The sequence below is a fragment of the Flavobacterium sp. H4147 genome (genome assembly GCF_029360735.1).
In the GTDB taxonomy this organism is placed as follows: Bacteria; Bacteroidota; Bacteroidia; order Flavobacteriales; family Flavobacteriaceae; genus Flavobacterium; species Flavobacterium endoglycinae.
On sequence record NZ_JARKNB010000005.1, the window covers coordinates 317,579 to 334,514 of the forward strand.

A 16,936-nucleotide genomic window follows, 5' to 3' on the forward strand; every position below is an offset into this window, starting at 1 on the left:
TTTAATTTATAGTTTTACTATTAGTGAAATTTACAGGTACTAAAGTTTTTAAAAATTTAAATAAATATAAAATTTTAGCTGATAATGGAAAGTGTACATTAACTATTATACTAACTCTTTCCTTTAAATACTGTTTGCTAATTCCTGTGGAGATTCCACCAAGAGCAAACGTGGAAATTGATTCATTAATGTACTCAAACTTATATCCTTTTTTAAACATTTTTAGAAAAAAATCATAATCTGATGAAATCTTATAATCAAGAGAAAATGGTGTTTCAACTAAAAGTTTTGTTCTTACAAAAGAACTTTGATGACAAAAATTAAGAAGATAGTTTATTTGATCTAACGGTCTAGCCACATCTACAAAAAGAGAGTCATCTTCCTTTTTAATTATTACATCCCCATATATAATACCACATTTTTCATCTTTCATTACTTCTTGTAAAGAATCAAAATTGTGAATTGCGAACTCATCTCCTGCATTCATGAAATTTATCCACTCTCCTTTCGCCATTCTGGCTCCTTTATTCATTGCATCATAAATACCTTTATCTGGTTCAGAAATCCATCTAGTAATTTTATCTTTATATTTTTCCACTATAGCAACTGTATTATCAGTACTACCGCCATCTATAATGATAAATTCGTAATTTTCGAAATCTTGATTTACTACACTTAAAATAGTATTTTCAATTGTTTTTTCACAATTAAAAACTACTGTTACAATAGAAATTAAAGGACTTATAGATTCCATTTATTAAAACTTGAATTCATTAATTGTTTTATATCATGGAATAATAAAACGTTTTCTTTTACAACTTTATAATCAAAATCCCACCATTTTAATTTTAACAAAAAATCAATTTCATTTTGCTCGAATCTATATTTAATTAATTTACCTGGGACTCCTCCAACTACACCATATGGAGGTATATCTTTAGTAACTACAGCTCCAGCAGCAATTATCGCACCATCGCCAATTTTTACTCCACCAACTATTGTAACATTCTCTCCAATCCAAACATCATTACCAATCTCTATACTCCTATATTCTTCAAAATAAGATTTATCTACAAAGGCAATTTGAGACTGCTGCGATAATGAATAAAATACAGGGTGTGTTGACACAAAAATTTTGCTGGGATGAAAGCCTAAACCACATTTTACATTACTAGCTATTGAACAATAATTTCCTATTTTTGTATAGATAATTGAGCTATTAGCAGCAACATACGTAAAGTCGCCTAGAGTTACATTACTTAAGATCACATTATCATAAATTGTGTTATATTTTCCGAAATAAGTTTTGTCGACTGTTACCATATTCCCTAACCTCAGCTTTTCATTTGCTCTTTCGATTTGGTTTTTCCTAAGGTAATATTTAAACTTAAAAGGAACTATTTTTTTTAAAAGACGTAATACCATTATTAGCTATTTATGTAGTTTTTTCTTTCAAATGCATCAATAAAAGAGTTCTCGGTAGCATTCCAAATTTTAACTTTAAAATAGTCTGCGTATTTTCTTAACTTATGATAACCCTCAAACATCAAAGCGTAATCGCGTAAAATCTCATGCATTTTATATATACTACCATCAACTCTAGTAAAAACATTATAGTTTATTTGTTTAGCGTCATAAAAATGATAGTCTATTGTACAAACATCATTTTTTTCATTAACAAATAATTGTTTTGTCCAAGAGTGATCAGAACCTAAAATATTAATTTCTGAAAAGCCAATATTAATTGAGATGAAGATTGATGATATTAATACATTCTGTATTGGAGGAGCTGCTAAACCTTTTTTAAATAATAAGTAATTTAGATATTCAAATCCTTTCATCGAAATAACCGTTGTATTAAAGTCCACTATCTTCAAAAATTTATTGCTTTTTAAAACATCAGTTAGAATATTATTTTTCAACGCATTAGAAGGAACAAATATTGTCATATTCCAACTTGTGGTATCTCTAATAATTTCTAATATCTTTTTACAATTTCTTACAACTTCACTATTTTCATTAGAACTCCAATATGCTGGATCAGCAAAAACATAATATTTAGGTTTTATAATATTAAAGTAATCAGATGTCGCAAAATTATTTACAACAAAAATATTTTTATCGATAAAAAAGTCACAATTACCATCCAAATCATTCTTTAAAGATGGTCCGTTTCCAAATATATAACAAGTTCCGAAATCATTAATTGAAGGCAGCTTTACAGTATATTTACTAAAAACCCCAACTTTTAATAGGGAAAAACAGCTAAAAATAAATTTATATATTATTTTTAATAGATGAATTATTATGCGTTTAAGCTTAGTTTTCATATTTATTATTCCATTGCATTACAAAATATAAATTTAATGTCGTTAATTTATATTTTGTCTATTTTCAAAATTTTAAACCAATAAACAATTAGGGATGATAAAAACAATAGGGTTATAAAAATTTTATACAAAACATTTAAATCAATGACTAATAAAACTATAATAAGACAAATAATCGTCAAGAAGAACCATATTACAGGTCTAAAATTTGTAATAGCTATTTCTTTATAATCATTTAGAAAAAATGTGCCATAGCCCATTATCAAATAGCTAATAAACAACACAAAAGCAGGAACTTTTATCCCGTAATGGGGAATCAATAATATATTTAATAATATACAAAAAATCCCAGCCCCAAAAGTAACTTTCCATAAATTTTTTGTTTTCTCTCTATAAAATAAAACAGTCGAAATGCCGAAATACATAGGTCTATAATTATGACACATAATAAAAACTGCTGATAAGAAATAGGCTGTCTTTAATTCATCGTTGTTTATCATTAATACAAAAATTTCCTTTAACCAAATACATCCAACTGAAGATATAACTAATAAAAAGAACTGAACCCCCCAAGTAAGATTGCGTACGTCATTATATTTTTTTTGTTTAATTTGTTCAGAAATAATAGGTGAAGCGGCTGTATTTATAGCTCCAACAACCAACGCCATTAATCCTCCAAATGATGCTGCAAAACCATAATACCCAATTTGTGCTGTACTTATCAAGAAAAATTTTAAAAGTAAACTATCTGCTGATCCTAATAAAAAACCGCTATAAAAATGTGGAATCATAGGTATAGAAATACTCAGCCCTTTGAGAATTGTCTTTTTCTTAAATTTATAAATTGGCTTAATTTTCAATTTATAATGTAATGGATACCAATAAGAAAAATGCAACAACAACATTGATAAGCAATTGGCAATAAACCATCCCATATAATGTAAATTTAAAATTACAATAGTATAATAGTTTAAAGAAATTGTTATAAAAGATATTGCTATTGTTCGAATTACAACCTGCTTAGGTTTTTGATTGAGCTGATAATACATTTGTCCTAAAACATCAGCAGGACCAAAGCAAACTATTGGAACAATATTAAGTATTATAATCCATTCTAAATTATCTCTCGCCTCATCAGGGATCACAAAATAAATCACTAATGCTAATAAAATTGAATAAAAAATCATCCAAATATTCAAAAAACCATAAAACTGCCCCCATTTAATTTTGTAATGATTAGTATGATGATAGAATGCATTGCTTAAAGGTAATTGCAATCCTAACATTGCCAAAACACCTATTAATGCCACACTCGAATTCATTAAAGATTGAACTCCATAGTCTTCTGTTGTCAGAACCTTTGTAAAAATAGGTAACATTAATAAACCTATTATTTTAGGCACAAATGGACCAAGTCCATAAATTAGACTATGTGATATTACTTTTTTAAACATCTAAAATAGTTGTAGTATTTTTAAAAGGTTATTATAATTCCAGTTTGTTTAAGTTTATTCTTGATAAATAGATAGAACTTCCTGTAGCTTGTTCATGAGAAGAATAATAACTAATCCATAAGAAATCATCTTTTTGAAACATACCTGGGTAAGAGCAATCCCCACCACTTTCGAATGTCATTATTTTTTTATATTTTTTTACATTTAAATCATAATATCCTAAAATTAATTTATTATTCTCTCTACCAGATAATAATATTCCATCTTTGTAAAAGATAAAATTAGGGCCTCCAAATTGATTTATAGGTATTGTATCTATCCATTTCCAAGTAGCCCCTAAATCCTTAGATATTCCTAACAAAGCAGTTTTATATTCTCTACGTACTATTGTATAAAAAAGACCATCATTATTAACTCTAATTGTTGCTTCGGAAGGGTAGCCTTCAATTGGAGAAATTGAATTTATATGAGTAAAATTGAATCCATCATCACTTAAATAAAAGGTAAATATATTTTGTTGAAAATTATAACCGAAAGAATATGCTCTATTTTTATACCAAGTTATCCTCCATGGGTAGGTCTGATTGCCTTTTATTTTTGCATCAATAGAATTAGAATTATTATCTAAGTAAATATCTTTGAAAGATTCCCATCCTAAATCAGAGTTATAGTCTGCTCTAAAGTCTTTAAATTCAGATGGGTCTGAAACATTCTGCATTTTATATTTTGTGCCATGAGTAATTAACATTAATTTTTTATTATTTATAGAAAATTTTGGATCTCGTAAATCAAAACCATCACTTTTATATATTTTTGCTAAATCCCAATCATCAGCATTTGAGCTAGAAATTATTCTGACTATTCCATTTTCTCCAAAAATATGTTTATCTGATTCCCTATAAGTTAAAAACCATTTATCATCGAAAAACACTAAATCTGTAAAAGCTTTATGTTTTTTATCTATTGGAGTTATTCTTTTTGTTAAAATGACTTCATTTGATTTTTTATCAAAAACTTTAGGTTCTGGCTGATCATCAACATCAGCACATGAAAGGAATAAAACTAGAATGAAAAAGTGATAGTATTTTAGCTCCATATAATCTATGTATCTCCTAATTAGTGTTAAAGTTTGAAAAATAATACTCTAATAATATCCAATCTGCCATTGTATCAACATCAACACTTCTTTCATTTGGCATTATTACTTTTTTAATTCTCTTGAATTCATTCATCGATCCTTTTTTGAGAGATAAAACATTCATTAAATACATTGAGCCATTGAAAGCAAATACATTAGGGCAATCTTGTCTACGTTGAAAATTACTAATTTTACTTTTCACTAAAAGTCCATTTTTGTCTTCTTCAAAAAGTGTAAAATAAGGATTCTCCTTAGACTCTTTTACAGTCACAACCATATCCGTATCATTATCATAGGATAAAATTACATTGTCCAAATCTGTTTTTGCCCTTAATGGAGAAGTAACCTGTAGTAACATAACACAATCAAAAAACTGACCTCTTTCTTCATAAAACTTTAAGGCATGAATAATGACATCATAAGTAGTCGCTGTATCTGTAGCTAATTCAGCAGGTCTCTTAAAAGGAATTTCAACTCCTAAGTCTTTAGCAATTGAAAAAATAATATCATCATCTGTTGATATACATAATTCATCATTCTCTTTAATATTTTTTAACACAAATTCAATAGTATGAGAGATGAGTGGTTTATCTCCTAGAATCTTAGTATTCTTTCCTGGTAGTCCTTTTGATCCAGCACGCGCTGGTATTATATACAGTATTCTCATTTACAAACTTATGAGTTTAACATCTATTTGCGCTTTTTCAAAATCTTCATGTTTACCTACATCTAACCAATAGCCAATAAATGGAAAAGAAATTACTTTTAAATTTTTATTTATGAGCTCTTCCATTAAATCAGTTGCATTAAAAAAAGTATTTTTGGGTATATATTGTAACATATCTTTTTTAAACAGATAAATTCCACCATTCGAATAGTAAGTATATGTAGGCTTTTCTTTAAAACTTTTTACTTGACCTTTAGTCGTTTCTAAAACTGCATATGGAATATTTACTTGGTACGGTATTGTCAAAACTGCTAAATCAGCTTCCTCTCTAATAAATTCCAAAAAAAACTGTTCATAATCAATATTCGTTAATAAATCAGAATTGGTAACTAATATAAAATCATGTTCAAAATTTTTAATTTGAGAAACTGCCCCTATAGTTCCTAAAGGTTCATCTTCCCAAACATATTCAATCTTAACATTTTTTGTTTTACCATCACCAAAATAATTTTCAATTTGTTCACCTAAATATTTAACAGAAATCCAAAAATCATCAATTCCGAATAAAGCTAATCTATCAAGATTATGTTCCATAATTGCTTTGTCTCCAACTTTTAAGAGAGGCTTTGGAGTATAATTTGTAAGGGGTTGTAATCTTTGTCCTCTTCCTCCTGCCATAATTACAGCGTCTATAGGTAAGTATGATTTAATTATTCTAAAATTAATGATATTTACAACCTTCCGATTTTCATCCACTACAGGAATAATTCTAAAATCACCTTTCCGATATTCTATTATTTTTTCTAAATTATTTTCTCCTTTAACAATGAATCTCGGGTTCTCCTGTATAATATCGTCAATTAAACTATCGATAGTAAATCCTTTGATTAATCCTCTTCTAACATCTCCATCAGTAAGAGCTCCAATTAATTTATCATTAACATCTACTACAAATAATATAGCATCTTGAGCCAGTATATTTAATTGCAATAAGGCTTCTTTTATTTTACTTCCAGAAAGAATCAAATGATCTTTATATACTCTCATAATTTTTTAATTCAAACTATTTACCTTAAATTATTTATCGATATATTTCAACAATTGAAATGACTCTGCGTATTTAACACCAACACTTGCTCCACGAAAGTGTGCTAAAGCTTTGATATTTTCTAAGGATCTGGGAAAAGGGTGCTCTGCAATTTCTGATCCAAAAACTTTCATAATTTCAAGTTTTTGATCAATATAATCAGTAATATCAACAAAGTAATTTGGTAAAAAAAGTTTCTCTGCTAATGCAGGGGCAAATTCAGTTTCAGATATACATTCATACATGAGAATTTTTTTTATAAAAGGATATCTAAAAGACTTTGTACAAGCCATTACTGCATCAAAAATGACTCTATGATCCGAATGTGCATCTGATCGATTTAAACAATAAATTACTTCTGGTTTTACCTCACCAAAAATTTCAGAAATTTCAGGAACCATTTTCAATAAACTGCTTGAAGATAAAGTCATTGTTGGATAATCTAGAAAAAAGGTCTTCTCTATTCCCAGTAATTTTTCAACTTGTTTAATCTCTTCTTGCCTGCTATCTACTCTTTCTTTTGAAAAACCTTGGTTTTCAAATACATTTGTAACAATAAGCCAATATACATGGTCTCCATTATTTACGTGCTTTAAGATTGTACCTCCTGCACCTAAAGTTTCATCGTCTGGATGAGCTGAAACAACTATAATATTTTTCATTTTTTTTATTAAAGTATATATGATCCTACTTCAGGTAAGTCAATGAATTCATGTTTTACTAACCAAATAGCAGAATCGCCAGTCTTTACTTTGATTTTATTATCTTTTATATTTAGTACTTTTCCAGGTTCTAAATTATCCCGTTCTCCAATATCTTCGCTAATTTCTACTTCCCAAACAGTAATATTTTTATTTTTATATTCTAAGTGAGCACCTATGTAAGGCTTAGTTAATCCCCTCACTAAATTGCAAATTGTCTTCGTTGCTAGTCTAAAATCAATTATCCCATCTTTAGCAGTTCTTTTACGCCAACTATTGCCTTCACTTTCAGTTTGTTTGATTCTGATAAAAGTGTTATCTTTTAATTTAGAATGAAAATCTTCAATTTGTCCTAAAGCTATATCAATTAATTTAGCATATAAACTAGTTGCATCATCTTCAAAAAGTATTTCAAACTCTTTTTGAGACAATATATCTCCAGTATCAGCACCTTCATCCATAAAGAAAAAAGTCGAACCAGATTTTTCTAGGCCTAGTATTTTTGCCCAAATTAACGGATGCCTTCCCTTATTATTTGGTAGTAATGTGGGATGATATCCAATTACTCCTAGAGGAGCAATTTCAAGAACATTCGATTTAATCAAATTTGACCATCCAAAACAAAAAATTACGTTTGGAGCTAAGTTTTTTATCCAATTTACTGTCTCCTCCGAATTTATATCTAAAGTATAATGAAATGATATCTTATTAATTTCAGCAATGGGTTTTAGGTCAAAAAAATCATTATTAAAATTTGATTCTTTTTTGGTAATTACACCAACAATTTCGGCTCCAATAGAAATCAATTTATCTAAAGCTTTAGCAGAAAAAATCACAGACCCTATATAAACTATTTTCATAACTTATAAATTATAAAATTGCTTTTTAATTATATTTTTAATATCCATATTTTTTATAACCTTTACAATTTCATCCGATGAATTTCTTTCACCGTAAGGATTTTCTGATTTTTTAATTTTTTCTTTAAAATCTAAAGACATTGCAAGATGTATTGCTTTTTCAATTTCAACCTTATCAGCTTTACAATCTATAACAGAAAGAGCTTTTACACGTCCTTGCTGCCTATCCCCAATATTTAATGTAGGTTTTTGAAATGATGGGACTTCAATTAATCCACTTGAAGAATTTCCAATCACAACATCCATAAATTGAATTGCTGAGAGATATCGCAATTGTCCCATAGAGGTAAAAGAAATCGCTTTTTGTGGATTATTTAGAACATATTCATCAATCATTTGAATTATAATACGTCCTTCAGTATCAGCATTTGGTTTTGTAAAAATAATTGTGACATTTTCAAATGTATCAAGAGCACTTAAAAGCTCCTTAAACTGCACTTCTGCTGTAGCATTGTCTAACGTTACAGGATGGAATGTTACCAAAAAATTATTCTGTTTCAGATGAAAATTAATTGATTGTTCAAATTCTTTCCTATTTAATAATTTTAGTTTATTTATATTTTCGATTCCCAAGGCTCCAACATTGAAAACATTTTGTGGCTGTTCGCCTAATTGAATAACACGTGATCTATATTCTTCGGTACTTGTAAAATGAATGTGTGACATTTTTGTAATTGAATGTCTTATAGCTTCATCAATTAATCCTTCAGTTGCTTCCCCTCCATGACAGTGTGCAATTGGTATTTTTGAAACCATAGCTGCAGAACATGCCGCAAAAATCTCAAATCTATCACCTAGTACAACGATTAAATCAGGTTGCAGTCTTTGAAAAGTTTCAGAAAAACTAATAATTCCTAACCCAATACTTTTTGCAATTCCCACCGGAGTATCAGAAGAAAGTAGTGTTTCTACTTTTTCGTTAATATAAAATCCGTCTTCAATTATTCTTTTATAAGTTAATCCAAATTCAGGAGACAGATGCATCCCCGTTACACAGATTGATAAATCAATATCTTTATCATTATTTAAAGCTTTAATTGTCCAATACAACAAGCCGTACTCTGCCCTTGTGCCTGTTATTACGCAAATCTTTCTCATACAAAGTGATTTTCAGACAGTGGCTCATTAGCTTTTGCTGGTGCTGAAAGTTCTTTACCAATAAAATTATATATTTTCATTGGACTTATCCCTGTACCTGGTCTTACAATTAAAATATCATCTTCTTTTAAAATATGACCAATATTCAAATCATGTTTAAAATGAAGACTTTTCCTAACTACTTGAATGTTTTTCCTTTCAGATTCACTAGCTTCCTTAATTCCATTTCCAGAAATTGCCATTTCAACATTTCGAATAGCATCAACCATTGCTTTTAGCTCAGAAGGTTCGAGGGATGCTAAATGATCTGGACCATTTAAGGTTCTATCAATAGTAAAATGTTTCTCAATAACTTTAGCTCCCATTGCAACTGCAGCAATAGGTATTTCGATACCTAATGTATGATCAGAATAGCCAATTCTCACATCGAATTCTTTAGCAATTTCATTCATTGCCTTAAGATTAACATCTTTCATTGGTGTAGGATATTCTGTGTTACAATGCAAAATAGAGATTTTGTTTCTTTTAGCTCCAGCGTGTATCAAAACTTCGATTGCTTCTTTAATTTCAAGAATATTAGCCATCCCTGTTGAAAGAATTATTTCTTTATTTTTTCTAGCAATATATTCCAAGTAAGGTCTATTTGTTAATTCACCAGATGGAATTTTAAAAATTTCTATTCCTAATTTATCTAAAAAGTCAATACTTTCAATATCAAAACCAGTTGACAAAAATTGTATATTTTTAGATTTTGCATAATCTAACAGAAGATAATGCCATTCATCTGGCAATTCAAGTTTTTTAAGCATTGCATACTGGGAGTCATCGTTATCATTAATATTTTTGATCTGATAATCAGCTTTTTTTGCTTCTTTGCTAACAATCTTATCTGCTTTAAAAGTCTGAAATTTGACATAATCTGCTTTAGCAGCAGCAGCAGCATCAACTAATTTTTTTGCTATTTCAAAATCACCATTATGATTAACACCTGCCTCAGCAATTATTATAACTTTTTCCATAAATATCTACTTTTTTTTCGCTGGATTTCCAAACCAAACTTCGTTATCTGGTATATTATTTATTACAACACTTCCTGCACCTATAATGACATCTTTACCAATTATAACACCTTGTTTTATTACTGCATTCGCACCTACAAAACTTCTTTCTCCAATCTTGACATTTCCAGCTAAAACTGCACCTGGTGCTATATGTACCGCATCTTGTAAAATACATTCATGTTCAATTATGCAACTAGTATTTAAAATTGAATTTTTCCCAACTTCTACAAATGCATTAATGGCAACACTTTTATTAATAAAAGTACCTTGACCAATAATTGCAGTTTTAGAAACATGAGCAGTCTTGTGTATAATTGTCTGAATCTTTTTTCCTTTTCTTTCAATTAAATCTGCTATCTTTTGTCTAAGATAATTATCTCCGATTCCTAGCGCAAATGAAATTTCTTTTGACCAACCGATAAAATCATTATCTTTTTCAAAACCTAAATAAACTAAATTATATGGATTAGATATAGCTTCTTCTTTATCTGAATAACCCAAAATTTCATAGTTATTATCTAAAATAGTATCTGCAACTACATATCCATGTCCGGAATATCCGACAAGAATTATTGATTTATCTAACACTACTAGGTATGTTTACTATTCGATCTTCTAAAAATTCTGCATTTAATTGTTCATCCCTTTGACAATTTGAATACATAGGCAGACGATACATTAGTTTCCATATTGGTCTCGTCATTACATTATTTTTATTTGTGCTTTTTAAAAATAAATCTCTTTCCGATTTATTTTCCAACTCTATACACATTAACCAATAATTCGCTTCTGTATCTGGAGTTTCTGTTCTAAATATTATACCATTTGACTCAAAAAAAGTCTTGTATTCATTTGCTAATTTTCTTTTGTTTTGAAGAAAATCATCTAGCTGTTCTAATTGTGCACATGCTAATGCGGCATTTAAGTTTGGCATTCTAAAATTATAACCCATTTCATCATGCACAAATTCATAAGGATGTGGAATTTTCGCTGTCGTGGTTAAATATTTACCTTTTTGTCCTAATTTCAAATCATTAGTAACAATAGCACCACCACCACCACAAGTCACAATTTTATTTCCATTAAACGAAAAAGTACCAAGTTTTCCAAAACTCCCAGTCGATTTACCTTTATATTTACTTCCCAATGATTCAGCTGCATCTTCAACTACAGGAATCTTCCACTTATTGCAAATTTCAATCAATTCAATTAAATGAACAGGAAAACCAAAAGTATGCATTGGTAAACAGGCACTTATTTTTTTTCCAGTCTTTTTATTGTAGCAACCATCTTGCCTTAAATCGCCAAATTCATCTAAAAAAATCTCTACAGCTTTTGGCGATAATCCCATAGTATCCAAATCTACATCTAAAAAAACAGGTGTCGCATTTTGATATGCTATAGCATTTGCAGTAGCCACAAATGTCAAAGCTTGTGTCAACACCTCATCTCCAGTCTTTACCCCTATAAGACGTAAAGCAACTTGAATTGCGGCTGTACCATTTACAACTGCAACAGTTTTTGAGGTCTGAGTGATATTCTCCATCATTAATTCAAACTGATCAACATATGCTCCAACTGAAGATACGTAAGTAGAATCAATAGTTTCAATTAAATATTTTTTTTCATTTCCTCCAAAATAAGGAGTATGCAGAGGTATAGGGTTTTCTGTTTTATATTGTTCTTTTATAAAAGAAATTGTTTCATTTATAGCGTTCATAATCACATTTTTGAGTCTAAATATTTACCAGTTTCCTTATGTTCAAAGTTTGGAATCATAAAATTGAACAAATCAACTATTTCTTCTTTATTCCATGATTTATTAGACTTCATTTTGGCAATTCTTTCTGAAAAAACATCCAATTTACTTTTATCAAAACTGGCCTTGTTTTTTATAACTCCTAAATTTTCAAATCTTTCCATATCTAAAACTTCACTATCGGTAAAAAATTCTTCAAAATCTTTTTCTCCAGTAGTATCACTAATAGTAAATAGACATGGCCATTTTTTTTGTTTAATTAAGCTATCAACATTATCTCTTGCTTCTTGTTCGGTTTTACATGGATAAGCTTCATAGCCTAATTCTGCTAAATACTTCGTTGCAATATCTGCAAACGTAATTAAATGAAGACTTTGACTCAATTTAGGAAAGAAAACATCTCTATTTTCACCAAAAATGCAAGACATTAAACACAGTTCTCCAGATTCTTTAGGAGTAACAAAATAACGTTTAATGTCATTTGGAGCTACAATTGGTTGTTTCTTTATAATTCTTTGATTAAAACCATGCAATAAAGATCCATCAGAAAATGCAACATTTGCAAAACGAGCTGTAGAAATCTTAATTTCCTGACTTTTACGCATCAAATACATTTCCATGATTCTTTTAGAAGCCCCCATCATATTTACTGGATTAGCCGCTTTATCAGTTGATACACAAAAATATTTCTTTGTACCTTTTTTTATTGATTGCTCAAGTGTTTTTTCTGTATTAAAAATATTTACATCAATCATTCTCATTAAAGTAAAGGGATCCTTTTCACTTCTAACATGCTTTAATGCTGATAAATTTAATACATAATCATATTTGCCATCTGAATTTATAAACGCATCATACTCTATAGATCCAATATCCAGTGCAAAAGTTTGGAAATCTCCATCTATGTACCCATAAGAACTTCTCAAATCTCTAACAAGCTCAACCATATTGTTTTCACTTATGTCAACGACATGTAACTTCAACGGATTTCTCTTAAAAATTTCTTTAGTCACTGCTTGTCCTATAGAACCAGCTCCGCCAATTACAAGAAAAGAAGATTTTTTTATAATCTCATACAGATCATTTTCATGCGATGAAATATCATTATCAAATATTTCTATTTGTCTGCCGATTAAATTGAGAACTTTCATTTTTTTTATAATTAATAAATAATATTTGATGCCTTAAACAATAGATCTTAATATTTTTTGAATTATCAAAAATATTATACCAAAAAAACCTGCAAAAAAACCTCCTAAAATTATTCCTTTGCCTTTTCCAAAACGTTCTTTTGTCAATGGCAAAATTGGCTTGTCAATTATTTGAATCAAAGGTGTTTCTTTTCTCAAAGTTACTTTCGCCAATTCTACTTGTCTTAACAATTCTGCTAATATTGCAGTGTTTGCTTGTACATCTACCTGCCTTTTTGCAGATGGGGTTCGACGAACGTTTAACGCAGGATTTAAATTGAATGTATTATCGTTTGCAATAGCAACTCCAGTTATGGCACCATTAAGTTCTCTACGAATAGAATCAACTTGACGTTCTAAAATAACCATGTTCATTCTTGCTCTTTTACTTTTCGTCTCAATGTAAAATTCACCAACTTTTCTAGCCAAATTTTCACAAAAATATTTTGCAAATAATTCATTCCCTGAAGAAACGTCTATATTAACAATTGAAATCTTTTTATCTTTTTGTCCTACGGCTAAACTTGTCGTTGAGAGTCTCATAAACATGACCCCTAAGATACTATCTTGTACTCTTGTAAATTTATCTCGATTAGCTTCAGGCGGAAATTCAATCTTATTTAATTTATCATCATCCATCCAGTTTTTTCTCCAATTTGTGTTTTGAATATACATTTCTGCTAAAGAAATTCGCTTACCATTAAACACAACTGGAGATAGTAATGTTTTCTCAACCATAGATCTTGATTTAAAAAGCTCAGTCAAATTTGCCCCAGCAAACATTCCTCCACCATTTCCTCCTAAATCTAACCCAATTGAACTAGCTAATCCAATAGCACCTCCAAGCCCGCCAGTTCCTTTTTCATCTTCAAGAGCAAAAGAGAGAGTTGCAGTATAAACTGGCTTTTTAATCAATGAATATAAAACCCCAAGTGCTGAACCCAAAATCACAATAAAAAAGATCAGTTTCCATCTGGATAATAAGTACTTAATCCATTCTTTTGCTTTTCCAATTAATTCTTTTAACGATATCTCATCATTCTCAATAGCCATATTCCCCATCAATTATTTAAAGGCTGTTATAATTAATAATGCTAAACTAGTTAATACACTTCCAATACTTACCCATTCTCCAGTAGTCATCTTCTTTGTTTCTGGTTTTTCAGGAACAACTATTTGTGAATCTGGCTCTACGTTAGGATATGATCTAAAAAATAAAAATGATTTAGTTACATCTGCTTTTCCATTAGGATATATTATATAAGCTTTTTTTCTCCATCCTTTACTATCAACACCTCCTACTGAGTTAATATAATATTTAAAGCTTTTACCTTTTCTATAAGGAATTTCAGACGTAAGCAATACATTACCTGTGACTCTTACACCTTCGTTATAAGTCGCAATAATAATTTCATCTCCGGGAAACAATGTAACATTAGAATAATGATTTTTATTTTTTACAATTTTTTCCCAATTAACTGGTATAGTTGAGAATTTCAAATCATTTTCTAATTTTTTGGCTAATTTATCATTTAATGTATCTGTTTTTGATAAATTTAAGTCGATACTCTTTATTTTGTCAATCTGATCTTGTCTAATAGGTCTTTGAATTTTCATTCCTTCAATATTAGCTACAGAAGTAAGTCCTCCAGCTCTCATTACCACATTGTAAACTGTTTCTCTTTTATTTTCCAAAACATATTTTCCAGGATATACTACAGCACCACTTATCGTAACCATTTGAGGCTTTTCATAAACCGCTATTCTTCGAATATTGATTACATCAAAAGGATTTAAAATAAAATTTTTAGCCTGTTCATTACTATCTGAAGAAATTTCAAATTGTAGCAATTCAACACGTTTCGGATCGGAATCATTTATTACATCTGATTTTACCATTCTTGCAATTTCTACACGTTTTGATGCAGATCCTGTAAGTCCACCTGCTTGAATAATCAAATCATTTAAAGTTAAATTTTCAAAGTAATCAAACACTCCTGGGTTTTTAATTTCTCCATCAATAGTAATTTTATACTCTTCTCTGAAATCTAAAATAGAATATACCGTTAAAATATCTTCTCTTTTTAACTCTAAATCAGCGTTTAAATCACCTGATAAAGCTGCGTTTAAATCTACATTTACAATTTCAGTAGTTAAATCAGTTTTTAAGCGAATAATTCTAGCTCTTTTACTATAAGCGTCTTCTTTTAAACCTTCTGCTCTTGTAATAAGGTCAGAAACTCGCATCCCATCATTAAAAGAATAATAATCTGGTCTAAAAACAGCACCTTCAATTTTGATACGATTTTGAAAGCGATTTAATATCTTAGTAATTCTAAAAACATCACCTGATTGAGGTTGGTAAGAATTATACTCTTCTTCCTTTATATCGTGAACCTTAAACTCTTTACCTGTTTTCTGTACGACATTCACTGAAGCAGTATAAGCAAATTCATTAAAGCCAGAAGCAAAATTTAATAAATCTGAAAAATTCTCTCCTTTTTTCATTTCAAAAATTCCTGGACGTTTTACTTCGCCTTCTACAGTAACTCTATTAGTATACGAAGGAATTCTTATTACATCGTTTTCTTTTAAACTAACATTATCTGATTGATCTCCTTTTACTAAAAATCTATAAATGTCAATATTTCTGAAAACTTTATTATTTCGTATTAATTCAATATTTCTATAACTGCCATTTTTACTTGGACCACCTGCTAAATGAAGTGCATTATAAACAGTTGCTAGTGAAGAGATTGAATAGTTTCCCGGTTGTTTACCTCCAACAATAGTTACTTTAATTGTTCGTATTTGACTTAAACTAACACTTACTTGTGATTGACCTGAACGAACAGTACTGTAAACTTTTGCAATTGCTGCCTTAATTTTTTGTGTTGCTGCCTCAATTGGCATTCCAGCCACCGCAATCTGTCCTACGTACTGAATACTAATTTTTCCTTCTGTACTGACGGACATACTTGCATTATATTCTTGGACGCCATATATACTAATTTGAAGTTCATCACCTGGTCCTAAAATATAATTAACAGGTGTTGCTAATTTTAAATCTGGTTCAAAATTTAAATTAGGATTATCGAAAAGCTCGGAACCAAAAATCAATGCGTTTATAGAGTCCTTAACTTTTTCATTAAAAAATTTTTCTTGTTTTCTGCCAGATTCATTTTTATTTTCTTGAATTTTTGGTTTATCCAATCCTTGATTTAATTTTTGCGAATATTCGTTAAGCCTAGCTTTTAGCTTATCAAATTCCAACTTACTCATTCCTTTTGAAAGAGCCATTGGTTCCACCTGTTCTATCGTAGTATTATTACTTCTTAGCTGTGCACTAATTTTAGCCAAATCATCATCCGAAAGATAATCCACTTGTATAGAACTTAAATCTTTTGATTTAAGAATATCTTGTGCTTTTACCGAATATGAAAATAAAAGAGTAAAAAACAAAACAAGAACATACGTTATTTTTTTCATGTCGATTTAATTTGATCAGAAATTAAATTTCTTATAATTTTT

At 29.3% G+C, this 16,936-nt stretch carries 16 protein-coding genes; all 16 read right to left on the reverse strand.

The window, feature by feature from the left end:
* Nucleotide 1: 1 nt before the first annotated feature.
* From P2W75_RS21775 to P2W75_RS21850, 16 genes are read right to left on the reverse strand one after another with little or no spacing between them, the layout of a single operon-like run.
* Nucleotides 2-754 carry a glycosyltransferase family 2 protein gene (locus tag P2W75_RS21775; protein WP_207294686.1) on the reverse strand — a complete coding sequence of 251 codons (753 nt, stop codon included), beginning with the start codon at nucleotides 752-754 and terminating at the stop codon, nucleotides 2-4.
* A complete protein-coding gene (locus tag P2W75_RS21780; protein ID WP_239023074.1) occupies nucleotides 742-1,425 on the reverse strand; it encodes a CatB-related O-acetyltransferase in 684 nt (227 codons plus the stop codon). The genes P2W75_RS21775 and P2W75_RS21780 overlap by 13 nt, the downstream gene beginning before the upstream one ends.
* A 2-nt stretch (nucleotides 1,426-1,427) precedes the next feature.
* A complete protein-coding gene (locus P2W75_RS21785) occupies nucleotides 1,428-2,330 on the reverse strand; it encodes a hypothetical protein (protein ID WP_207294685.1) in 903 nt (300 codons plus the stop codon).
* Between the two features lie 47 nt (nucleotides 2,331-2,377).
* Nucleotides 2,378-3,784, reverse strand: a complete 1,407-nt coding sequence (locus P2W75_RS21790) for a lipopolysaccharide biosynthesis protein (protein ID WP_207294684.1) — start codon at nucleotides 3,782-3,784, stop codon at nucleotides 2,378-2,380.
* Nucleotides 3,785-3,815: 31 nt separating this feature from the next.
* On the reverse strand, nucleotides 3,816-4,880 hold the full coding sequence (locus P2W75_RS21795; RefSeq protein WP_207294683.1) for a sialidase family protein: 1,065 nt from the start codon (nucleotides 4,878-4,880) through the stop codon (nucleotides 3,816-3,818).
* A gap of 16 nt (nucleotides 4,881-4,896) precedes the next feature.
* Nucleotides 4,897-5,589, reverse strand: coding sequence for a cytidylyltransferase domain-containing protein (locus tag P2W75_RS21800; RefSeq protein ID WP_207294682.1), 693 nt, complete (start codon nucleotides 5,587-5,589; stop codon nucleotides 4,897-4,899).
* Complete coding sequence (locus P2W75_RS21805) at nucleotides 5,590-6,636, reverse strand: nucleotidyltransferase family protein (protein WP_207294681.1); 1,047 nt, start codon at nucleotides 6,634-6,636, stop codon at nucleotides 5,590-5,592. It abuts the gene before it with no gap.
* 30 nt (nucleotides 6,637-6,666) lie between these two features.
* Nucleotides 6,667-7,338: a PIG-L deacetylase family protein gene (locus P2W75_RS21810; protein ID WP_276382072.1), complete on the reverse strand. Its 672-nt coding sequence runs from the start codon at nucleotides 7,336-7,338 to the stop codon at nucleotides 6,667-6,669.
* Between the two features lie 8 nt (nucleotides 7,339-7,346).
* Nucleotides 7,347-8,237: a formyltransferase family protein gene (locus P2W75_RS21815; RefSeq protein WP_207294679.1), complete on the reverse strand. Its 891-nt coding sequence runs from the start codon at nucleotides 8,235-8,237 to the stop codon at nucleotides 7,347-7,349.
* A 3-nt stretch (nucleotides 8,238-8,240) separates the two neighbouring features.
* Nucleotides 8,241-9,395: a UDP-N-acetylglucosamine 2-epimerase gene (gene neuC / locus P2W75_RS21820; protein ID WP_276382073.1), complete on the reverse strand. Its 1,155-nt coding sequence runs from the start codon at nucleotides 9,393-9,395 to the stop codon at nucleotides 8,241-8,243.
* On the reverse strand, nucleotides 9,392-10,414 hold the full coding sequence (neuB, locus tag P2W75_RS21825) for an N-acetylneuraminate synthase (protein ID WP_207294677.1): 1,023 nt from the start codon (nucleotides 10,412-10,414) through the stop codon (nucleotides 9,392-9,394). The genes neuC and neuB overlap by 4 nt, the downstream gene beginning before the upstream one ends.
* Nucleotides 10,415-10,420: 6 nt before the next feature.
* Nucleotides 10,421-11,044, reverse strand: a complete 624-nt coding sequence (locus P2W75_RS21830) for an acetyltransferase (protein WP_207294676.1) — start codon at nucleotides 11,042-11,044, stop codon at nucleotides 10,421-10,423.
* Entirely contained in the window at nucleotides 11,034-12,176 is a 1,143-nt protein-coding gene (locus P2W75_RS21835) for a LegC family aminotransferase (protein ID WP_207294675.1), read from the reverse strand. Before P2W75_RS21835 ends, P2W75_RS21830 begins: the two co-directional genes overlap by 11 nt.
* A gap of 2 nt (nucleotides 12,177-12,178) precedes the next feature.
* On the reverse strand, nucleotides 12,179-13,366 hold the full coding sequence (locus P2W75_RS21840) for a UDP-N-acetylglucosamine 4,6-dehydratase (RefSeq protein WP_207294674.1): 1,188 nt from the start codon (nucleotides 13,364-13,366) through the stop codon (nucleotides 12,179-12,181).
* A 33-nt stretch (nucleotides 13,367-13,399) separates the two neighbouring features.
* Nucleotides 13,400-14,458 carry a Wzz/FepE/Etk N-terminal domain-containing protein gene (locus tag P2W75_RS21845; RefSeq protein ID WP_306801552.1) on the reverse strand — a complete coding sequence of 353 codons (1,059 nt, stop codon included), beginning with the start codon at nucleotides 14,456-14,458 and terminating at the stop codon, nucleotides 13,400-13,402.
* Nucleotides 14,459-14,470: 12 nt separating this feature from the next.
* On the reverse strand, nucleotides 14,471-16,894 hold the full coding sequence (locus P2W75_RS21850; protein WP_276382074.1) for an SLBB domain-containing protein: 2,424 nt from the start codon (nucleotides 16,892-16,894) through the stop codon (nucleotides 14,471-14,473).
* Nucleotides 16,895-16,936 lie beyond the last annotated feature (42 nt).